The following is a 20063-nucleotide window of genomic DNA, read 5'->3' as shown; positions in this document are numbered from 1 at the left end:
TTGATTTCACGATTAAAATGAGTAAAATTTATATCAAAATTAAAAAATTCAACGCTTTTTTTATTCTCTTTCAGTTCTTTTTATTCTTACTTTTGGTAGATAAAAAACATCTATGAACAATTTTTCTTTTTTTAACCGAGCTAATATTCAGCAAGAACTACAAACAACGGAGTTCGATATTTTAGTAATTGGTGGCGGAATAACTGGAGCGGGTATTGCTTTAGATGCGGCTTCTCGAGGTATGAAAGTTGCCCTTATTGAAAAAAATGATTTTGCTTCTGGTACTTCTAGTAAATCAACCAAACTTATTCATGGTGGATTGCGATACCTTAAACAATTCGATTTTTGGTTGGTAAAAGAAGTAGGTACCGAGCGTGCCATTGTTCATAAATTAGCAGCTCATTTAGTGGTTCCTGAAAAGATGATTTTACCACTTATTGAAGGCGGAACCTACGGTTCGTGGTTAACCTCTATCGGATTAAAAGTTTACGATGTGTTGGCTTCTGTTGAAGGCGATGATAAACGTAAAATGCTTACCAAAAATGAAGCGTTAGAAAAAGAGCCTTTGTTGCCAGAAAGTATTTTAAACGGAGCAGGTTTTTATGCTGAATATCGAACCGATGATGCGCGCTTAACTATAGAAGTGTTAAAAACAGCCAGTCAATACGATGCTCAAATATTAAATTATACGCATGCAGATGAATTTATTTATGAAAATAAACGTGTGGTAGGTGCTAAAGTAACCGATGTTTTTACCAAAGAAAACTACGATATCAAGGCGAAATATGTTGTAAATGCAGCTGGACCTTGGGTAGATGAATTACGTCAAATAAATAACTCTAAAATTGGAAAACGTTTACACTTAACCAAAGGAGTGCATTTAGTAGTTCCACATGAAAAATTGCCTGTAAAACAATCCGTTTATTTTGATATTCCTGATGGTCGTATGATGTTTGCTATTCCTCGTGGAAAAGTAACCTATTTCGGAACTACTGATACCAATTATCAACAAGACAAAGATTCAGTAGAAACCTCAATGGTAGATGCTTTGTATTTGATTGAAGCGGTTAACAATATGTTTCCTGATATTCATTTAACAATAGATGATATACAATCTTCATGGGCAGGATTACGCCCTTTAATTCATGAAGAAGGAAAATCAGCTTCAGAATTATCTCGTAAGGATGAAATTTTTGTGTCTGACACCAAGTTAATCTCTATCGCAGGAGGAAAATTAACAGGCTACCGAAAAATGGCTGAACGTATTGTAGATATCGTTGCTAAAAAAATGAAACGTCGTTTTGAAGTAGATTTCGACCCTATTCAAACTGAAGAAATTGTATTGGCTGGTGGACCATTTCAAAACTACAAATCGGTAAAATTATATGGCAATCAGATTTATAAACGTATAAAACCGTTTGGTTTCACTGAAAAAGATGCTAATTATTTAGTGCATAACTACGGAAAACAAACTGAACTTATTTTAGATAAATTTGATGAGTTAGAGGAAGAAAACCTTGAAAGACGCTTATTACAAGCTGAAATTTGGTTTACTACCAAACACGAAATGACTTGCACACCTACCGACTTTTTTATGAGAAGAACGGGGCGTTTGTTTTTTGATAAACCTAGTGTTGATATTCATAAAAACTTTGTAATACAAGAGTTTTCTAAACGCTTTAATTGGGATAATGATACAACTTTATTGCACGAAAAAGAGTTGGAAGAAAAGATAAGCTTAACAGTAAAATTTAACTAGTTTCTTACCCTCTAAATTATCTTAGAATTTTATCTTTGGCGATCTAAAATCCTACCAAAAAAAGGTTAGTACAATTATTTTAAGTAGCATGAAACAAGTTGTAGTCGTATTCTTTTTATTAACCAGTTTTATAGTAAAAAGCCAAACCAATATTATTTCTAGTTCTGATTTTAACAATATTAAAATCAATAATATCACTTTAGGTGATTTAAAAAAAACGCTTGGAAAACAAGCTAAGATAGAATCGCTACTTGGTGCTTCTAATTCTTATGAAGATAACGGGTTTTACTATTACTATAAATTCAATGGATTAAAAATTGATTTTTCTACCTCAGGAAGAAAACCTTACATCGAATCATTTGATGTTTTAAATAGTGAAGCTAGTTTTACCATAAAAGGTATTACAGTAACTGTGGGAGACCCTATTAGTAAATTAGGTACTATTGATTTTAGTACTGGTAGAAATGGTGATAAAAGTATTTTATATGCTGAATGTGATAGTTGTGATGTTTTTATAAATATCGATTTCGATCAAACAACAAAAACAATTACAAAAATCAACTATTTTGATATGTCTTAATTGACTAAATAATGATATAAAAAACGCCCAGAAACTGAGTTTCTGGGCGTTTTTTTATTTATGTAAGTAAAATCTATTATTACTCTATTTTCTCATGCGCTTCCAAATCTTTCGTCAAATCTAATTTTCGAAGTGTTGGATTTAAAATTCCTGTTGTTACAACCGTAATTAAAGTCATAGTTCCACCAAAAACTACAGCGGTTACCGTTCCCATTAACTTTGCTGTTACACCACTTTCAAAAGCACCTAATTCGTTAGAAGACCCAACAAACATAGAGTTTACCGAGGCTACTCTACCACGCATGTGATCGGGTGTTTTTAATTGTAAAATCGTTTGACGAATAACCATTGAAACCCCATCGGTAACTCCACTAAAAAACAGTGCTACGATTGAAATCCAAAAAACAGAAGATAGTCCAAAAACTATAATACAAACTCCAAAGCCAAAAATAGCTGCTAAGAGCTTCATTCCGGCATTTCTACTGATAGGTATGTAAGCAGTTATTAACATCGTTAAAAACGCACCTACAGCAGGTGCAGCACGTAAAACACCAAATCCTTCAGGACCTACTTTTAAAATATCTTGTGCGTATACAGGTAACAAGGCTACAGCTCCACCAAATAATACCGAAATCATATCTAACGTAATGGCTCCTAAAATCGCCTTTGTTTTATACACGAAACGCACTCCTTCTTTTAAACTTTTCATGACAGGTTCGCCAATCTTCGGATTTAAAATTGGTTTCTTTTTGATAAAGAATACAGTTAAAAATGATACAGAAACCAATCCGAAAACAATACATAACGACCAATGTACCCCAATCCAAGAAATGGTTAAACCTGCAAAAGCAGGACCTAATACCGAAGCTATTTGCCACGTAGAACTACTCCATGTTGCTGCGTTTGGATATAATTTTTTCGGAACAATTAAGGCGATTAATGAGAAAATCGTTGGTCCGAAAAACGAGCGTAACAATCCGCCAAAAAATACCAATGCATAAATGGCATACAGAATAGTTTTTTGTTCCCATCCTTCAACAAAACTAGGTAGGGTTAAAAAGAATAAACCTAAACTTATGAGCGAAAACAATCCGATACACAAAGCGAGCAAGTTTCGTTTCTCTTTTTGATCAACTATATGACCTGCAAACAAAGCCATAGACACTGCTGGAATTACTTCCATCAACCCAATGATACCTAATGACAACGGATTTTTTGTGATACTGTACACCTGCCACTCAATAATGATAAATTGCATAGACCAAGCAAATACCAGAGCAAAGCGAACTAAAAGAAAAATGTTGAATTCTTTAATTCTGAGGGAAGCATAGGGGTCTTTTTTTGCCATGGATTAATTCAATTTCAAATCCATTAAAATGGCAAATGTTTCATTTACATCACGTTCTTTTACCACGATGGTCATTTCATGAGTGGTAGATATTACCTCTTGAACAGCAATATTTGCCCAAGCAAATTGCTTTAAAATAAAGTAATAAATTCCTGATTGATCTAAGTTATCTTTTGGAAGCTTTAACGTGATTGATGCTAAATCGTTCACATTATTAATTAATGTTTCTTTCTTAAAAATTTCTTCAACAAATGGCTGTAAATTTTTACTGGTAACAATGTTGGTTTCAAAAATTCCTTGTGAAACAGTTAAGAAATAGTCATTACTATCAGCAGACTTGCTTAAAATTTTAGCAATTTCTCTAAGTAATGAAGTGGTATTTTTAAATGTAAAGTCGCATAAATCAGAACGTACAATTACATCACCTAAATTTAAGGCAAGTCGCTTAATATTTTTACGAACTCTCAATTCATTCGCTGGTGATAGCCTATTAATTGCCATCATTACCGCACCAACTTTTATATCTTTCTTTAAAAGCTTTGAAACTTCAGGTAAGATTTCTCTTGCCAATGAAGATACATTTATCAACTTTTCATTTAAAGCCTCTTCTATAAAAGGCGTTTTTCTGATGGTAATTTCAACAGCTTCTTGAATTGTTTTCATCTGTTAATTTTTATTTTTTTTATAGTCAGATGTAATTCGCCAATAATCTTTTTTAAAAGGATGGTAAGATTTGTTATGGCTCATTTCATAATTGTTTAGTTTTAAACTAAAAGTAATAAAAATATAATAATCAGTAATTTTATACCACTACTTATTTTTCATCAAAAATTTAACAAAAATATTTACTAATCAGATTTTTAAATTAAATTTGTTATTATTTTTCTATACAAAACCTACAAACAACTCAACTATAGAAGTGATTGATGAGGCTTCTTAATTCATTTTAAGAAGGATTATTTGTACAAATGCAAACAACTAATCTAATCTATTTGTTAACTTTAAAAACTCATCTTTCGCTTCTTTTTTGTCATATAAGACATTATATACAGCGTTTATAATTGGAGTTTTTGCACCGTTATTTTGATTAATTTGATATGCGCTTTTAGTGGCATAATATCCTTCTGCAACCATACTCATTTCTAACATCGCAGATTTTACCGTATAGCCTTTACCTATCATATTTCCAAACATTCTATTTCTACTAAATGTAGAATATCCTGTAACTAACAAATCACCTAAATATGCCGAATTGTTAATATTTCGCTTCATTTTATGAACCTTTTTAATAAAACGTTTCATTTCACGAATTCCGTTACTCATTAATACTGCTTGAAAATTATCTCCATAGCCTAAACCATGAGCTATTCCTGCGGCAATAGCATAAATATTTTTTAACATCGCTGCATATTCAGTACCAATAATATCATCAGAAATTTTAGTTTTAATATAACGTCCTGAAATAGCTTCACTAAGTTTTTTTGCCTTTTCTTGATCTTGGCAAGCCAATGTTAAATATGATAAACGTTCCATCGCTACTTCTTCGGCATGGCAAGGACCTGTAATTACTCCTATATTTTCATACGGAACATTGTAGCTTTCATGAAAATACTCGCCAACAATCAATCCAGATTCTGGAACAATACCTTTAATTGCAGAAAACACAACTTTATTTTCTAACGAAACAGACAGTTTTTCTAACTCTTTGTTTAAAAATGCTGATGGAACGGCAAAAATTAACACATCATAATTTTCAACAATATAATTCATATCATCAGACAAATCGAGTTGTTCTGGATGCAGTTCTGCAGAACTTAAATAATTAGGGTTGTGTTTGTTGCGTTTAATATGTTCAATAGCATACACACTACGCATATACCAACCAATAGTTTCTAAATTTTCTGATAGCATTTTAACAATAGCAGTTGCCCAACTTCCTCCTCCTAATACAGCTATTTTAGTTTGATTGCTCATAAGTAGTATTTGTTTGTAGTACAAAATTAAGAAATCTATAAACTACTCTCTAATCTTAAACCTTATTATATTTGAATTTTAAAAATTATTGAAACATATGAACGTACAAATTATAAACAAATCCAAACATCAAACTCCTACATATGAAACCGAAGGTTCTGCAGGAATGGATTTACGCGCTAATATAAACGAAGCAATTATTTTAAAACCTTTAGAAAGAGCGATTATTAAAACCGGTTTATTTATTGCGCTTCCTGTTGGTTATGAAGCTCAAGTTCGTCCGCGTAGTGGACTCGCAGCTAAAAAAGGAATTACCGTATTAAATTCTCCTGGTACAGTTGATGCTGATTATCGTGGTGAAATTGGAGTGATTTTAGTAAACTTATCTAACGAAGATTTTGTAGTAAACGATGGTGAGCGAATTGCTCAATTAGTTATTGCAAAACACGAACGTGTAAACTGGCAAGAAGTAGAAGTTTTAAACGAAACTGAACGTGGTGCTGGTGGTTTTGGTAGTACAGGAGTTTAAAATATTTTTTACTATTTAAAATTTTTGAAATAAAAAAGCAGCTGTTCTTTAACAAGAACAGCTTTTTAAATAGTAATAGTTTGAACTTTGAATTTAAATTACTTATTCTTGATTTTCAATAGCTTCTTTAATTTTATTTTCTAGTTCGTCCATTAATTCAGGATTGTCTTTAATAACACCTTTTACAGCATCTCTACCCTGACCTAATTTTGTGTCTCCGTAACTAAACCAAGAACCACTTTTCTTTATAATTCCGTACTCTACACCAATATCTAAAACTTCACCAACTTTTGAAATTCCTTCTCCATACATAATATCAAATTCTGCTTGTTGGAATGGTGGAGCTACTTTATTTTTTACAATTTTAACTTTCGTACTGTTACCAATTACCTTGTCGCCATCTTTAATTTGAGTTCTCTTACGAATATCTAAACGAACCGATGCGTAGAATTTTAATGCATTACCACCCGTTGTAGTTTCAGGATTACCGAACATTACACCAATTTTTTCACGTAATTGGTTAATGAAAAATACCGTACAGTTGGTTTTACTAATCGTTCCTGTTAACTTACGTAAAGCTTGCGACATTAAACGTGCATGTAATCCCATTTTAGAATCTCCCATTTCACCTTCAATCTCAGATTTTGGTGTTAAGGCAGCTACAGAGTCAATCACTACAATATCAATAGCTCCAGAACGAATTAAATTATCAGCAATTTCTAATGCTTGCTCTCCGTGATCTGGTTGAGAGATAATTAAGTTATCAACATCTACTCCTAAGCTTTCAGCATAAAAACGGTCGAAAGCATGTTCTGCATCAATAAAAGCAGCAATACCTCCTGCTTTTTGAGCTTCAGCAATTGCATGTATCGTTAAGGTTGTTTTACCTGATGATTCTGGTCCGTAAATTTCAATAATTCTTCCGCGAGGATAACCTCCAACTCCTAAAGCTAAATCTAAGCCTAAAGAACCCGATGAAATAGCATCTACATCTTCTACTTGGCTATCTCCTAACTTCATTACGGTTCCTTTACCGTAGGTTTTATCTAACTTATCTAGTGTAAGTTGAAGCGCTTTTAATTTCGCTTCTTTTTCTTTATCTGCTGCCATAAATCGTGCTAATTATTTTAAGTAATAAGAATGGCTAAGTTATGAAAAACTAACTTTAATTCCCCATCTTTTTTATGTTACATTTTGTAATATTGTGCTTCTTAAAAAAAGAAAAGATGTCAAACCATCGTCACTTCATGATTTACAAACCTTATGGTTTTTTATCACAATTTATTACTAATCAAAAAAAGGGAGGAAAACATAAATTATTGGGTGAATTGTATAATTTTCCCGAAAAAACAATGGCTGTTGGTAGATTAGATGTAAAGTCGGAAGGTTTATTGTTATTAACAACAGATGGAAAAGTAAGTGATTTTATTACTACCAGAGGTGGAGTTGAAAAAGAATATTACGTTCAATTAGATGGTGCTATTACTGCGGAAGCTATTGAACAATTACAAAACGGTGTTGAAATTGGTTTTGAAGGAAAAAAATACATGACTAAACCTTGTAAAGTCGACTTAATTGACACTCCTGATTTACCAGAACGTTCTAAAAAAATTCGCGATGCTCGTCACGGTCCTACTCCTTGGATATCTGTTACCTTAACCGAAGGAAAATTTAGGCAAGTACGTAAAATGACCTCGGCTGTTGGGTTTCCTACACTTCGATTAGTACGAGTTCGTGTAGGTGATATTTTATTAGGAAATATGCAAGTTGGTGAGGTTAAAGAGGTTGGAGAGTTACTGTAACTTAAGTTACTTTTTAAAAAATATTATTGTTGTAATTTTATCACTATGAACAATAATTCAAACACATTTATATACATCATAGCAGGAATTATTATACTGCATTTTTTAGTAGGTTTTGGATATCTACTTTATAAAATGAATAAGAAAGAGAAAGATAACTAAATTTACTTCCTCACCATTCTTATATGCGGAATTCCATCTTCTAAATAACCTTCACCTACTTGTTTAAATCCGTGAGATTCATAGAATTTTTGTAAATAGGTTTGTGCAGAAATGGTAATTGTGGTTTCATTGTAGTTATCAACAATAGCTTTGATAGATTCTTTTATCAAATCGTGTCCATAACCATATTTACGTTCATTTTCCTTTACTACCACCCTACCAATACTAGGGGTATCAAAATATTCACCACTGTTAAATAATCGTGTATATCCAACTATTTTTCCTTCTTTTACACCTAAAACATGCAACGCTTTTAAGTCTTTTCCATCAATATCTTGATATACACAATCTTGTTCAACAACAAAAACTTCAGAACGTAATTGCAAAAGCTCATACAGTTCTGAAGTTGTTAATTCTTGAAATGTTTTAATCGTAATATTCATTAACAGCAAGCTATTTTTTCAACTCTATTAGCGTGACGCCCACCTTCAAATTCAGTTGATAAGAATATTTTTACAAAACCTAAGGCTTGTTGTAACGATACAAAACGAGCTGGAATCGTTAAGATATTAGCGTCGTTGTGCTGACGTGTTAATTCTACCAATTCATTATTCCAACATAAAGCGGCACGTACTCCTTGGTGCTTATTAGCGGTCATTTGCGCTCCGTTACCACTTCCACATAAAATAATACCCATTTCAGCTTGTCCTGTCTCTACAGCTTCTGCAGTTGGGTGAATGGTATCTGGGTAATCCATACTATCAGTATCATTGGTACCAAAGTTGATTACTTTATGTCCTAATTCTTCTAAAAGTTTAATAATTTCAAACTTATACTCGGTACCTGCATGGTCATTTCCTACAGCGATTGTCATAATTTGTTGATTTTAATTCAGTTGTGAGTTACAAAAATACAGTTATTAACGGTTATCAACAGTAATTAACAATGCTTTTTTTTAGTATTCTTAATAACCTCTTTAAAATTAAGGGGTTAAACTATATTATCTAATTGTTAAGAACTAATAGTATATTCTGAAAAGAAAATTTGATTTTCTAAATATTTTTTACAATACAAGAACAAGAATTAATTATGCAACTTTTTTTTTGAGATTTTAATGAACATTTATCAACATAAAATTAACCCTTTTTTTACATTTAAAAATAAATTAACTATTCATAAAATTTAGTGAATTGCTGTTTATAACTTTTGTTAATAACTCTATTTTATAATTGATTTTAAAGATTTTATTTAGCTAATAACTTGTTTATTTATTTTAATAAGTCACTTCACCAAAAATAAAATCCACTTTTTATTCCACATATTAACACGCTATAATAACAATCATTTCTTTTTTTAAATTTTAAAAATCTTTTTTATTAATAATATTATATGTTGATAACAGTTTTTTTGAAATTCTAGATTTTGCTTTTCTGAAGATCTATTTTAGTTATGACGTATTTGTGATTATTAACTTAGAAAGCTTTCTTAAGTTTCTTTTGATTGAAATAAAGCTGAGAGAAGGAATTCTTTTCTTTCTCGTTTGTAGGGTAAAATTCCGAAAATTAAGCTGTGTAAGCTACTATTGTTTATAAGTACTGATAAGTGTGTAATTGAAGATTATTTGACTATCGCTCTGCTATTAAACGGCTTTTTTAGCAGCTTTGATAAGGTAAACAGAGTCTTTTGCTTTTACTACTTCTGTAGGATTCTTTTCGTTTAAAGTCGTATTAATGCTTACTACAGTAACGATAATTCCTGTAATAAATATGAAAATAAATAGTGCTATTATTTTGCGTAAGCTTTTCATTTATAACGACTTTCTTTTATTATAAAGACGTATAAATTTAAGATATGTTACAATTCTCTTAAGTTTTTTTAACTTTTTAACGGAATAACGATTTTAATAGCTTTTTTAAACATCGTTACTTTTACTGAGCCCTGACCTATTAACTCTCCATCTGCCTCAATATAAGGTACATCTGTAGTATTTTTTGGAGTTATTAACAGTGAGTTTGATAGATGTGTTTCTACCTTTTTATGTTCTACTATTTTTCCGTTGTACAACTTTTTAATATTGAATAATAAATCTATTAATGAGAAGTTTTTAGCAATAGTAATATCAAATAAACCATTACTACTATTTTTATAATCAGTTAATTGCATTCCTCCTCCAGAAAATTTACAAATTCCGAATAAGGTCATTAAGCATTTAGTTTCAATAATTTGATTGTTAACTTCTATAGTAAATTCAGTTTTTTTATAAAGTAACAAACCTGCTATTCCGCTTAATAAGTAAGCAATATGTCCGAATCTTTTTAGTTTATTCAACTTATTAACAACATATCCGTCATAACCTATTCCTGCTACATTAAAAAAGTACGAAGAGGTGTTTTTTAACTCTAAATAACCAATATCTTGATGTATTTTTTTTTCTTGTTTAATATAACTAATAGCTTCTTTTATATTTTTTGAAATATTATAGGTTTTAATCCAATCATTCCCGGTTCCTAACGGAATAACAGCTACTGTAATTTCTTGACTATCAATGGTTTTTTGAGACATTATACCGTTAATAATATGATGTAAAGTACCATCACCACCTACCGAAATAATTTTTTTAAATCCTTCATTAATAGCATTTTGAACTAACGCTATTTCATGTTTAGTATGTGTAGTTTGTGCATATTTAAAAGGAATTTTTTGAGTTGTTAATTCTTGTTGAATAGTATTCCATATTTTATTAAAATTACCTTTTCCTGCAACAGGGTTTACAATTACAAACCATGAATCACTCATATACATACTTTTAAATAAAAAGTTGAAATGTACAAAATGAATTTATAACAGTTATTTAAAATCATTAACGTTATTTTTTTACGTACTTTGGTTGAAAATTAAATAAGACGAAAGATTAATGACTAGAAAGAAAAAAATCTACAAAAAAAAGGGAAAGGTAATTAAAGATCTTACCCGAAACATTTTCAAAATACTTAACGAAGACAGCAAAAAGAAGTACAATTATAAACAAATTGCTGCTAAAATGGGAATATCAGATACCGATGGAAAAACTCAAATTATTCAAAAATTAGCTGAGCTAACATCTCAAAAAAAGATAAAAGAAGTAGATAGAGGAAAATTTCAGATTAATGAAGATCGTAAATACTATGTAGGAACCTTAGATGTAACATCTAACGGAAATGCTTACTTTATTTGTGATGATTTTGAACACGATATTTTTGTACCTTCAGTAAATTTAGGTAAAGGTTTACATAACGATACTGTTAAAGCCTATGTATACAATAAACGCAGAAGTAACAAACAAGAAGCAGATGTTGTTGAAATTATAGACAGAGCAAAAACTGAGTTTGTTGGAGTTTTGCAAATGAATAAAAACTTTGGTTTCGTAGTACCCGACAGTAACAAAATGTATGCTGATATTTTTATTTCACAGAGTAAATTAAATGGTGCTGAAGATGGAGACAAAGTAGTTGCAAAAATCACCGATTGGCCAGAAAATTCTAAAAATCCATTCGGAAAAATTACGCAAGTACTAGGTAAACCAGGAGACCACGATACTGAAATTCATTCTATTTTATTAGAATATGGTTTACCGTATGAGTTCCCAGCTGAAGTTGAAAAAGAAGCTTCAGAATTACCAATAGAAATCACTCAAGAAGAAATTGCGAAGCGTAGAGATATGCGTGGTGATTTAACGTTTACTATTGATCCAAAAGATGCTAAAGATTTTGATGATGCTTTATCATTTACCAAACTAGAAAATGGAAATTATGAAATAGGAATCCATATTGCAGATGTTTCACATTATATGCAACCCAAAACTATTTTAGATGATGAAGCTTATGATCGTGCAACATCAGTATATTTAGTTGATAGAGTGGTGCCAATGCTACCAGAAATGTTAAGTAACGGAGTTTGTTCTTTACGTCCAAATGAAGAAAAATTAACATTTTCAGCTGTGTTTGAAATGAATGAAAAAGCACAAGTTGTCAACCAATGGTTTGGAAGAACGGTTACTTATTCTGATAAGCGTTTTGCTTATGAAGAAGCCCAAGCGATAATAGAAACAAAAGGAAATATTATTCCAGAAGATGTTTCGTTAACAGGTACAGCTTATGTAGTTGATGAAAATATTGTTGAAGCTACGCTTAAATTAGATGAATTAGCTAAGAAAATGCGTAAAAAGCGCATGAAATCAGGAGCTATTTCTTTCGATAAAATTGAGGTGAAGTTTCATTTAGATGAAAACGCAAATCCTACAGGGGTATTCTTTAAAGAAGCAAAAGATGCTAATAAATTAATTGAAGAATTTATGTTATTAGCGAATAAAAAAGTAGCTGAATTTATTGGATTGTCAGGTGGAAGACCAAGTAATAAAACCTTTGTATATCGTGTACACGACGAACCTAATGTTGAAAAATTAGCTTCTTTACAAAACATTGTGAGTAAGTTTGGATACAAGATTAATACAGAAACAAGACAAAAAACTTCTGATAGTTTAAATAAGTTATTATCTGATGTTCACGGTAAAGGGGAAGCGAATATGGTAGAAACCTTAGCCATTCGTTCCATGAGTAAAGCAGAATATACTACGCAAAATATTGGTCACTACGGTTTAGCTTTTGATTATTATAGTCACTTTACTTCACCAATTCGTCGTTATCCTGATGTAATGACACATCGTTTATTACAGCACTATTTAGATGGTGGTAATTCTCCAAAAGCTGAAGTATATGAAGAAAAGTGTAAACATTCTTCAAAAATGGAAGAATTAGCTTCTAAAGCCGAAAGAGATTCTATCAAGTACATGCAAGTAAAATACATGCAAGATCACAAAGATGAAGAATTTGAAGGTGTTGTTTCTGGTGTTACTGAGTGGGGAATTTATGTTGAGATAAAATCAAATAAATGCGAAGGTATGGTGCGTATTAAAGACATAAAAGATGATTACTATATTTTTGATGAAAAACAATACGCTGTGGTTGGTCAGTCGACTAAAAACATGATTCAATTAGGTGATGAAGTTGTAGTGAAAGTGAAACACACTGATTTAGAGCGTAAACACCTTGATTTTAATTTGATTTCATATTAAAATACTATTTTAAACAATAATTTTCAATATTTGTCTTTATTGTATTGGTATAATTATTGTTTTAAGACAATAAACTAATGGATTTATTATGAAGAATTTAGTATGTATAAGTTTGTTTTTGATGACTGTTATAGCGTCAGCACAAACAACGTTGACTAAAGAATTAGGTAGCTTTTATCAAGTAAAAGTGTACAATGGTATCGATTTAGAATTAGTTAGATCTAACGAATCTAAAATTGTTGTTACTGGTGAAAAAACTGATAAAGTAAAGATCAAAGTTGAAGGATATACGTTAAAAGTATTATTAAAATTTCCTGAAACTACTGCCGATGGAAAGGTAAAAGCAACCTTGTATTACAAAGAAGACATTGATGTAATTGATGCTAATGAAGGTGCTACTGTAACGGGTAAAGATATTCATCAGCAAAAAGTTGAAATAAAGGCTCAAGAAGGAGCTTTTATTAATCTTTCAGTTAAGGTTAAGCATTTAAAGGTAAAAAGCTCTTCAGGAGCTGTTATTAGGCTTTCTGGAAGTACAAAGAACCAAAATGTTGATGCAGATTTAGGTGGTATGTACCACGGATATAAATTATCAGTAGAAGAAATGACTATTGTTAAAGCAGGTTCTGGATCTAAGGTAGAAGTACAAGCTGGTGAAACTTTAGACGCAAAAGTATCGTTTGGTGGCTCTATTTTTTACAAAGGAAAACCAGAAGTTTTTAGAGATAAAAAAGTAATTGGTGGTGTAATTGAACACAGAGGTTAATTTTGTATCTTTGTAACGCAAAATTTAATAAAAATGAATTTACTTACTATATTTTTAGGAATACCAGGAGGATATCAAATCGTAATTGTTTTAGTTGTTATCCTATTATTGTTCGGTGGAAAAAAGATTCCTGAGTTAATGAAGGGCTTAGGTTCTGGTATAAAAGAGTTTAAAGATGCTAGTAAAGCTGATGAAGATACTACCGATAAAGTAGAAGATAAGAAATAAGTATATATTTATCAATAAAAAAAACCGAAACATTTACGTTTCGGTTTTTTATTTGCTTATAGTTTTATGGCGGTTCCAGAGGCTGTTACCATTAACATACCTCCGCTTCCACCTACGGTTTCGTAATCTAAATCGATTCCAACTATTGCATCAGCTCCTAGTCTTTGAGCTCTTTCAGTCATTTCTTTTATAGCTATTTCTTTCGCTTCTCTCAGCACTTTTTCATAAGAACCAGACCTACCTCCTACAATATCTCTAATACTTGCAAAAAAGTCTTTAAAAACGTTTGCACCTATAATTGTTTCACCAGAAACAATACCTAAATATTCTTTTGCTGGTTTATTTTCTAACGATGGTGTGGTAGATAATATCATAATTATTCGTTGTCTTTATCTTTTTGTGCTTTTTTCATAGCCTCTCCAATTTGATTACTAGCGGTAAAGCTTGCTACCATATCATTTAACATATTACTTCCTACTTGTGGTGAATTAGGTAATAAAATTAAGTTACTATTTGTTTCTTCCCCTAATGATTGTAAGGTATCATAATGTTGTGTTACTACAATTAAAGCAGATGCTTCTTGACTATTAATACCTACACGGTTTAAAACTTCAACAGACTCTTCTAAACCACGAGCAATTTCTCTACGTTGATCTGCAATACCTTGTCCTTGTAAACGTTTACTCTCAGCTTCAGCTTTTGCTTTTTCAACAATTAATATACGTTGTGCATCACCTTCATATTGCGCCGCTACTTTTTCACGTTCAGAAGCATTAATACGGTTCATAGCCGCTTTAACTTGTGCGTCAGGATCAATATCGGTAACTAAGGTTTTAATGATGTCATATCCGTAATCAGACATTGCATCGTTTAATTCAGATTTTACCGCAATTGCAATGTCATCTTTCTTAACAAATACGTCATCTAAGCGCATTTTAGGTACTTCTGCACGAACAACATCAAAAACATACGAAGTAATTTGATCGTGCGGATAATCTAGCTTATAAAAAGCATCATATACCTTATCGCGAATAACTTTATACTGTACAGAAACTTTTAATTTAACAAATACATCGTCCAACGTTTTTGTTTCAACTATTACATCTAATTGTTGAATTTTTAAACTTAATTTTCCTGCAATTCTATCAACAATCGGAATTTTTAATTGTAAACCAGAGTGACGAATGCTTTGAAAGCGCCCAAAACGTTCGATAACTGCTGCAGTTTGTTGTTTTACAATGAAGAATAATGATAAGAATACAAGAATTCCGACAACAATAAGCGGATACATATAAAATGTCATAGTTTTAATTTTTTAAATGTTAGTAATTTTTTGTTAAAGATACTATTTATATGACGAACTTTTTTTGAATTGTTACAGTCCATTTTAAAATATATATTTGTAAAAAATCAACTTTATGGAACTTATACAACAAAGCATAACAGAAATCTTATTATTACTTTTTTTAATCGTTACTTTTTTACAATCTGGAATAGATAAGGTAAGCGATTGGAAAGGAAATTTATCTTTTATAAAAGATCATTTTCAAAATTCACCATTAAAAAATTCAGTACCACTATTATTAGCTATTATTTTAGTTTTAGAATTGTTAGCAGGTGCTTTAATGTTTGTAGGAATTTTCCATTTAGCAACTACAGGAAATAATACCTATGCTTTAATTGGAGCAGAATTATGTGCATTAACTTTAATCTTTTTATTAATTGGTCAACGATTAGCAAAAGATTATGCAGGGGCAATGACATTAGCAGTTTACTTTTTAATAGCCATTTTTGCAGTGTATTTATTAAATAGTTAAATCTTATATTAACTTAAATGTTTAATAATTTTAATTTATTAAAAAACCTCTTAAAAAATCAATTTTAAGAGGTTTTTTATTTTTCTTAAGGTATTTCTATGTTTTATTATTTTAAATAGAAATAAACACCATTAAATTAAGTTTTATTTGTTTTTTAGGATATAAATCAAAGAAGAATACTCTCCGTTACTTTTTGCTTTTAAATTTGATTGTAAACCAACCAAAAATGCCTTTATAGGTTGTGATTTTTTTGTTTTGTATTTTTCTGATAAAAGTGAAACATAATATGAATCAAATTTCATTGGAAGTATTTTTTCAACATTCATATCAACTAAAGAAAATAGTTTTGAAATTGCTGTTTTTGAAAAATGCCACAAATGTCTTGGAACATCATAAGCTGCCCAAAACTCTTTATAATATTTTGCATCGTAACTTTTATGATTAGGAACAGCAATAATTAATACTCCGTTTGGTTTTAATAATTTTTTTAATTGTTCAATATATTCAACCAAATTAGGAATATGTTCTAAAACATGCCAAAGCGTAATTACATCAAATTGGTTATTTTCAACTTGAGTTAAATTTTCGTGTAAAATTATATTTTTAGTTTCAGCAAATTCTCGCGCTTTATCTGATGGTTCTACACCTGTAATTTTCCAACCACCATTTTTACATACCTTTAAAAAATCACCTGTACCCGCTCCTACATCTAAAATAGATTTTCCTTCTGTTTTAAATGAGTTAATCAATTTAAGTTTTTTCTTAAGGGTATGGTTTTTTACTATTTGATAAACTTTATCGAATAGAGATTTTTTACTATCTGTATGTGAAATGTAATTTTCACTTAAATAATATTTATCTAAGTTGTTTGGAACAGGAGAAGTTACAAGCATATCGTAAGCTTCGTTTTTCATTACTTCATAACTCTCCTCTGAAACTGTATAATCTATACAGTTTAAAAAAGGTTTTAAGTTCTTATAGAACTCTTTTTCTGTAATCAAATTTTATGTGTGTTGAGTGTTCCATGTGGAACATTGGTTTTTGGTTAAACAATTATACATAAAAAAATAAAACGTTCCACATGGAACATTTTATTTTTTATGGTTCTAAATACGGTAAGTTATCTTCCCATGTATACAAGTAACACAGAAATATCACTTGGTGATACTCCACTTATTCTACTTGCTTGAGAAATGGATGTAGGTTGTATTTTAGATAATTTTTCTCTAGCTTCAAACGATAAAGATTTTACTTTGCTGTAATCAAATGTTGAAGGAATAGGAATATTCTCTAATCTGTTTAATTTATCAGCATTGCTTTTTTCTTTTTCTATATAGCCAGAATATTTTAAATGAATTTCTACTTGTTCAATAATTTCTTGATCAATATTATTCTCTTGAATATAGTTTTCTAGTTTATCTATTGATCTAAAATCAGTAAAACTTAACTGAGGTCTCGCAGCAATTTTAAACAATTTCATTGACTGATTAATGGTTGCTAAATTTTTACTTTCTAAAATCGGATTTATCTCTTCTTTTGTAATGCTTAAATCACTAATAAAATCGATAAGGTTTTGTGTTTTGTTTTTCTTCTCTTCTACTCTATCCATTCTTTCTTGAGAAGCTAATCCTAATTTATACGATTTTTCAGTTAATCGTAAATCAGCATTATCTTGTCTTAAAAGTGTTCTGTATTCAGCACGCGAAGTAAACATACGATAGGGTTCTTCAGTTCCTTTGGTAATTAAATCATCAATTAAAACACCTATATAAGCTTCACTTCTTTTTAAAATGAAAGGCACTCTTTTTCTTGAACTTTTAAAGCGGCATTTACACCTGCCATTAAACCTTGTGCAGCTGCTTCTTCATAACCTGTCGTTCCGTTTATTTGACCTGCAAAAAACAAGTTGTTAATTAACTTCGTTTCTAAGTTATGTTTTAATTGTGTTGGTGGAAAATAATCGTATTCGATTGCGTATCCATATCTAAAAAATTTCACATTTTCAAATCCAGGAATAGAACGAATGGCTTTGTCTTGAATATCTTCAGGAAGTGATGTAGAGAATCCATTTACATATATTTCTACCGTATTCCATCCTTCTGGCTCAACAAAAACTTGGTGACGTTCTTTCTCTGCAAAACGATTAATTTTATCTTCTACGGAAGGACAATAACGTGGTCCTGTAGATTTAATTCTACCGTTAAACATAGGTGAACGATCGAATCCTTCACGAAGTAAATCATGCACTTCAGGATTGGTATAGGTTAAATAACAAGAACGTTGTTTAGTTAACGGTTTTGTAACCGGTAAATACGAGAATTTTTCTGGATTATCATCTCCTGGTTGCTCAGTCATTTTAGAATAATCTAAAGAGCGTCCATCTACACGAGGAGGTGTTCCTGTTTTCATTCTACCAGCTTCAAAACCTTTATCTACTAAATCTTCAGTAATACCTGTAGAAGCTCCTTCTCCTGCTCTACCCCCACCAAATGTTTTTTCACCAATATGAATCAATCCATTTAAAAAAGTACCTGCGGTAACGATTACAGTTTTAGCTTTTATTTCTAAACCTAAAGCAGTTTTTACACCTGTGATAGTATCTCCATCAAACAACAATCCGTTAACAGAATCTTGGTAAAAATCTAAATTTTCTGTTTGCTCTAACATTGTTCTCCAGCAGTCTGCAAATTGCATTCTATCTGATTGTGCTCTCGGACTCCACATAGCAGGACCTTTCGATTTATTAAGCATTTTAAATTGAATTGCAGTCTTATCAGTTACAATACCACTATAACCACCAAGGGCATCAATTTCACGTACTATTTGCCCTTTTGCAATCCCTCCCATAGCAGGATTACAACTCATTTGAGCAATGTTTTGTAAGTTCATTGTAATTAACAAAGTGTGTGCTCCCATATTTGCACTTGCTGCCGCTGCTTCGCTACCAGCATGTCCACCTCCTACTACAATTACATCGTATGTTGTATTAAATAAACTCATTTTTCAATTCAGTTCCACGTGGAACGATTTTAATTTTTATCTAAAATTTCTAAACATTCATTTTCTTTCGAACGCATTAGTTGCTTCTCTTCTTCTGTCTTATCCTTGTATTTCATGTAATGTAAAATACCGTGAATAATTACGCGGTGTAATTCGTTTTCAAAAGAAACATTAAACTCTTTAGCATTCTCTTCTACCCTTTCTACAGAAATAAAAATATCACCTCCTACTAATTTACCTAACGTATAATCGAAACTGATGATATCGGTTAAAGTATCGTGCTGTAAAAACTCAACATTTATTTTGTGTAAATATGCATCATCACAAAAAATATAGTTGATTTCTCCCAGTTCAAAACCTTCCTTTTCAATACACGTTTCTATCCATTTAGATGTGTTTTCTTCATTGTGTAATTGAAACTCGGTTTCGTAATTAAAACTAATCATAATTATAAAGTGTTAGTTTGAATGATAAAACCTTTATTTTTTTTAGAATAGGCTATAAACCTAAAACTGTTTTCAAGAAAACAACTTGATTCCTGTTTGTAATCTTGAATTTCTTCAAGCTTATCTATATACTCTTTTTTATCTACTTCTTTATATAAAGTTTTAGTTTTAGTGTTTGAGATAACTTCATTTTGATTGTTTATTACAAATTCAAAATATCTTTTTTCCTTAGGTATGTCGTATGTGTTAAAATGGAAATCATTTGGTTGTGTAGGTCCAAAACCAGCAGGTGCATTAAATTGGATTTGTTGATGCATCATATGCATATGCATCATCCGATGATGCCACCACCAATTATAATGATAAGAATATTCAATATTAACATAATCAACTCGAACTTTAAGATTACCATCTTCAGTATTATTAATAGTTAATGTAGTGTTGTATTTGCTTTTTCCTGCAGCTTTTAGAAAATCATCAAAACCTTTGAAATTATGCTTTTGAACTAATTGTTGAGTTAATGATTGATCTAGTTTAATAGT

The 20063-nt window shown here is 30.8% G+C and carries 21 protein-coding genes and 1 pseudogene; 8 read left to right on the top strand and 14 right to left on the bottom strand.

The window, feature by feature from the left end:
* Positions 1-112 precede the first annotated feature (112 nt).
* Positions 113-1759 (top strand): glycerol-3-phosphate dehydrogenase/oxidase, encoded by a 1647-nt coding sequence (locus OU788_RS04785; protein WP_274634100.1) that lies wholly within the window; start codon positions 113-115, stop codon positions 1757-1759.
* An 88-nt stretch (positions 1760-1847) separates the two neighbouring features.
* Positions 1848-2339, top strand: coding sequence for a hypothetical protein (locus tag OU788_RS04780; protein ID WP_274634099.1), 492 nt, complete (start codon positions 1848-1850; stop codon positions 2337-2339).
* A 79-nt stretch (positions 2340-2418) separates the two neighbouring features.
* Here OU788_RS04780 and OU788_RS04775 read toward each other — a convergent pair whose 3' ends face one another.
* From OU788_RS04775 to OU788_RS04765, 3 genes are all read right to left on the bottom strand, one after another.
* Positions 2419-3687 carry an MFS transporter gene (locus OU788_RS04775; RefSeq protein ID WP_274634098.1) on the bottom strand — a complete coding sequence of 423 codons (1269 nt, stop codon included), beginning with the start codon at positions 3685-3687 and terminating at the stop codon, positions 2419-2421.
* A gap of 3 nt (positions 3688-3690) precedes the next feature.
* Positions 3691-4350 (bottom strand): hypothetical protein, encoded by a 660-nt coding sequence (locus tag OU788_RS04770; RefSeq protein WP_274634097.1) that lies wholly within the window; start codon positions 4348-4350, stop codon positions 3691-3693.
* Positions 4351-4665: 315 nt separating this feature from the next.
* Positions 4666-5661, bottom strand: coding sequence for an NAD(P)H-dependent glycerol-3-phosphate dehydrogenase (locus OU788_RS04765; RefSeq protein ID WP_274634096.1), 996 nt, complete (start codon positions 5659-5661; stop codon positions 4666-4668).
* 97 nt (positions 5662-5758) lie between these two features.
* On the opposite strand from OU788_RS04765, the gene dut reads away from it, so the two are divergent.
* Positions 5759-6190, top strand: a complete 432-nt coding sequence (gene dut / locus OU788_RS04760; protein ID WP_274634095.1) for a dUTP diphosphatase — start codon at positions 5759-5761, stop codon at positions 6188-6190.
* 102 nt (positions 6191-6292) lie between these two features.
* Here the strand turns inward: dut and recA are convergent, their stop codons facing one another.
* Positions 6293-7300: a recombinase RecA gene (gene recA, locus OU788_RS04755; RefSeq protein WP_028891613.1), complete on the bottom strand. Its 1008-nt coding sequence runs from the start codon at positions 7298-7300 to the stop codon at positions 6293-6295.
* 116 nt (positions 7301-7416) lie between these two features.
* Between recA and OU788_RS04750 the strand changes: the two genes are divergently transcribed.
* Positions 7417-7992: a pseudouridine synthase gene (locus tag OU788_RS04750; RefSeq protein ID WP_274634094.1), complete on the top strand. Its 576-nt coding sequence runs from the start codon at positions 7417-7419 to the stop codon at positions 7990-7992.
* Positions 7993-8156: 164 nt separating this feature from the next.
* On the opposite strand, the gene OU788_RS04745 is transcribed toward OU788_RS04750, so the two are convergent.
* The 4 genes from OU788_RS04745 to OU788_RS04730 form a co-directional block, all read right to left on the bottom strand.
* A complete protein-coding gene (locus OU788_RS04745; RefSeq protein WP_274634093.1) occupies positions 8157-8597 on the bottom strand; it encodes a GNAT family N-acetyltransferase in 441 nt (146 codons plus the stop codon).
* On the bottom strand, positions 8597-9028 hold the full coding sequence (rpiB, locus tag OU788_RS04740; RefSeq protein ID WP_274634092.1) for a ribose 5-phosphate isomerase B: 432 nt from the start codon (positions 9026-9028) through the stop codon (positions 8597-8599). The genes OU788_RS04745 and rpiB overlap by 1 nt, the downstream gene beginning before the upstream one ends.
* A gap of 765 nt (positions 9029-9793) precedes the next feature.
* The gene (locus OU788_RS04735; RefSeq protein ID WP_170141618.1) at positions 9794-9961 is read right to left on the bottom strand and encodes a hypothetical protein; all 168 of its coding nucleotides are present in this window, start codon (positions 9959-9961) and stop codon (positions 9794-9796) included.
* A 68-nt stretch (positions 9962-10029) separates the two neighbouring features.
* The gene (locus OU788_RS04730) at positions 10030-10950 is read right to left on the bottom strand and encodes a diacylglycerol/lipid kinase family protein (protein ID WP_274634091.1); all 921 of its coding nucleotides are present in this window, start codon (positions 10948-10950) and stop codon (positions 10030-10032) included.
* A 118-nt stretch (positions 10951-11068) separates the two neighbouring features.
* Here OU788_RS04730 and rnr point away from each other — a divergent pair, with 118 nt between their 5' ends.
* The 3 genes from rnr to tatA all read left to right on the top strand — a co-directional run bounded on the left by rnr (position 11069) and on the right by tatA (position 14258).
* The gene (gene rnr, locus OU788_RS04725; protein WP_274634090.1) at positions 11069-13264 is read left to right on the top strand and encodes a ribonuclease R; all 2196 of its coding nucleotides are present in this window, start codon (positions 11069-11071) and stop codon (positions 13262-13264) included.
* A 121-nt stretch (positions 13265-13385) separates the two neighbouring features.
* Positions 13386-14030: a head GIN domain-containing protein gene (locus OU788_RS04720; RefSeq protein WP_274634089.1), complete on the top strand. Its 645-nt coding sequence runs from the start codon at positions 13386-13388 to the stop codon at positions 14028-14030.
* Positions 14031-14063: 33 nt separating this feature from the next.
* Positions 14064-14258: a twin-arginine translocase TatA/TatE family subunit gene (gene tatA / locus OU788_RS04715; protein ID WP_274634088.1), complete on the top strand. Its 195-nt coding sequence runs from the start codon at positions 14064-14066 to the stop codon at positions 14256-14258.
* Between the two features lie 56 nt (positions 14259-14314).
* Here the strand turns inward: tatA and OU788_RS04710 are convergent, their stop codons facing one another.
* Positions 14315-14632, bottom strand: coding sequence for a heavy metal-binding domain-containing protein (locus OU788_RS04710; RefSeq protein WP_274634087.1), 318 nt, complete (start codon positions 14630-14632; stop codon positions 14315-14317).
* A gap of 2 nt (positions 14633-14634) precedes the next feature.
* A complete protein-coding gene (locus OU788_RS04705; protein ID WP_274634086.1) occupies positions 14635-15561 on the bottom strand; it encodes an SPFH domain-containing protein in 927 nt (308 codons plus the stop codon).
* Positions 15562-15676: 115 nt separating this feature from the next.
* Here OU788_RS04705 and OU788_RS04700 point away from each other — a divergent pair, with 115 nt between their 5' ends.
* Positions 15677-16075 (top strand): DoxX family membrane protein, encoded by a 399-nt coding sequence (locus tag OU788_RS04700; protein WP_274634085.1) that lies wholly within the window; start codon positions 15677-15679, stop codon positions 16073-16075.
* A 143-nt stretch (positions 16076-16218) separates the two neighbouring features.
* On the opposite strand, the gene OU788_RS04695 is transcribed toward OU788_RS04700, so the two are convergent.
* The 4 genes and pseudogenes from OU788_RS04695 to OU788_RS04680 all read right to left on the bottom strand — a co-directional run.
* Positions 16219-17076: a class I SAM-dependent methyltransferase gene (locus tag OU788_RS04695; RefSeq protein ID WP_274634084.1), complete on the bottom strand. Its 858-nt coding sequence runs from the start codon at positions 17074-17076 to the stop codon at positions 16219-16221.
* Between the two features lie 119 nt (positions 17077-17195).
* A pseudogene (gene mnmG / locus OU788_RS04690) lies at positions 17196-19075 on the bottom strand (tRNA uridine-5-carboxymethylaminomethyl(34) synthesis enzyme MnmG).
* A 29-nt stretch (positions 19076-19104) separates the two neighbouring features.
* Positions 19105-19521 (bottom strand): rRNA maturation RNase YbeY, encoded by a 417-nt coding sequence (ybeY, locus tag OU788_RS04685; RefSeq protein ID WP_274634083.1) that lies wholly within the window; start codon positions 19519-19521, stop codon positions 19105-19107.
* 2 nt (positions 19522-19523) lie between these two features.
* Positions 19524-20063: hypothetical protein (locus OU788_RS04680; RefSeq protein ID WP_274634082.1), on the bottom strand; the 540-nt coding region annotated here is incomplete at its 5' end.

The sequence above is a fragment of the Tenacibaculum sp. L6 genome, assembly GCF_028823685.1.
GTDB lineage: Bacteria > Bacteroidota > Bacteroidia > Flavobacteriales > Flavobacteriaceae > Polaribacter.
The sequence above is the reverse complement of the archived record's forward strand: the minus strand, read 5'-3'. Positions and strand labels throughout refer to the sequence as shown.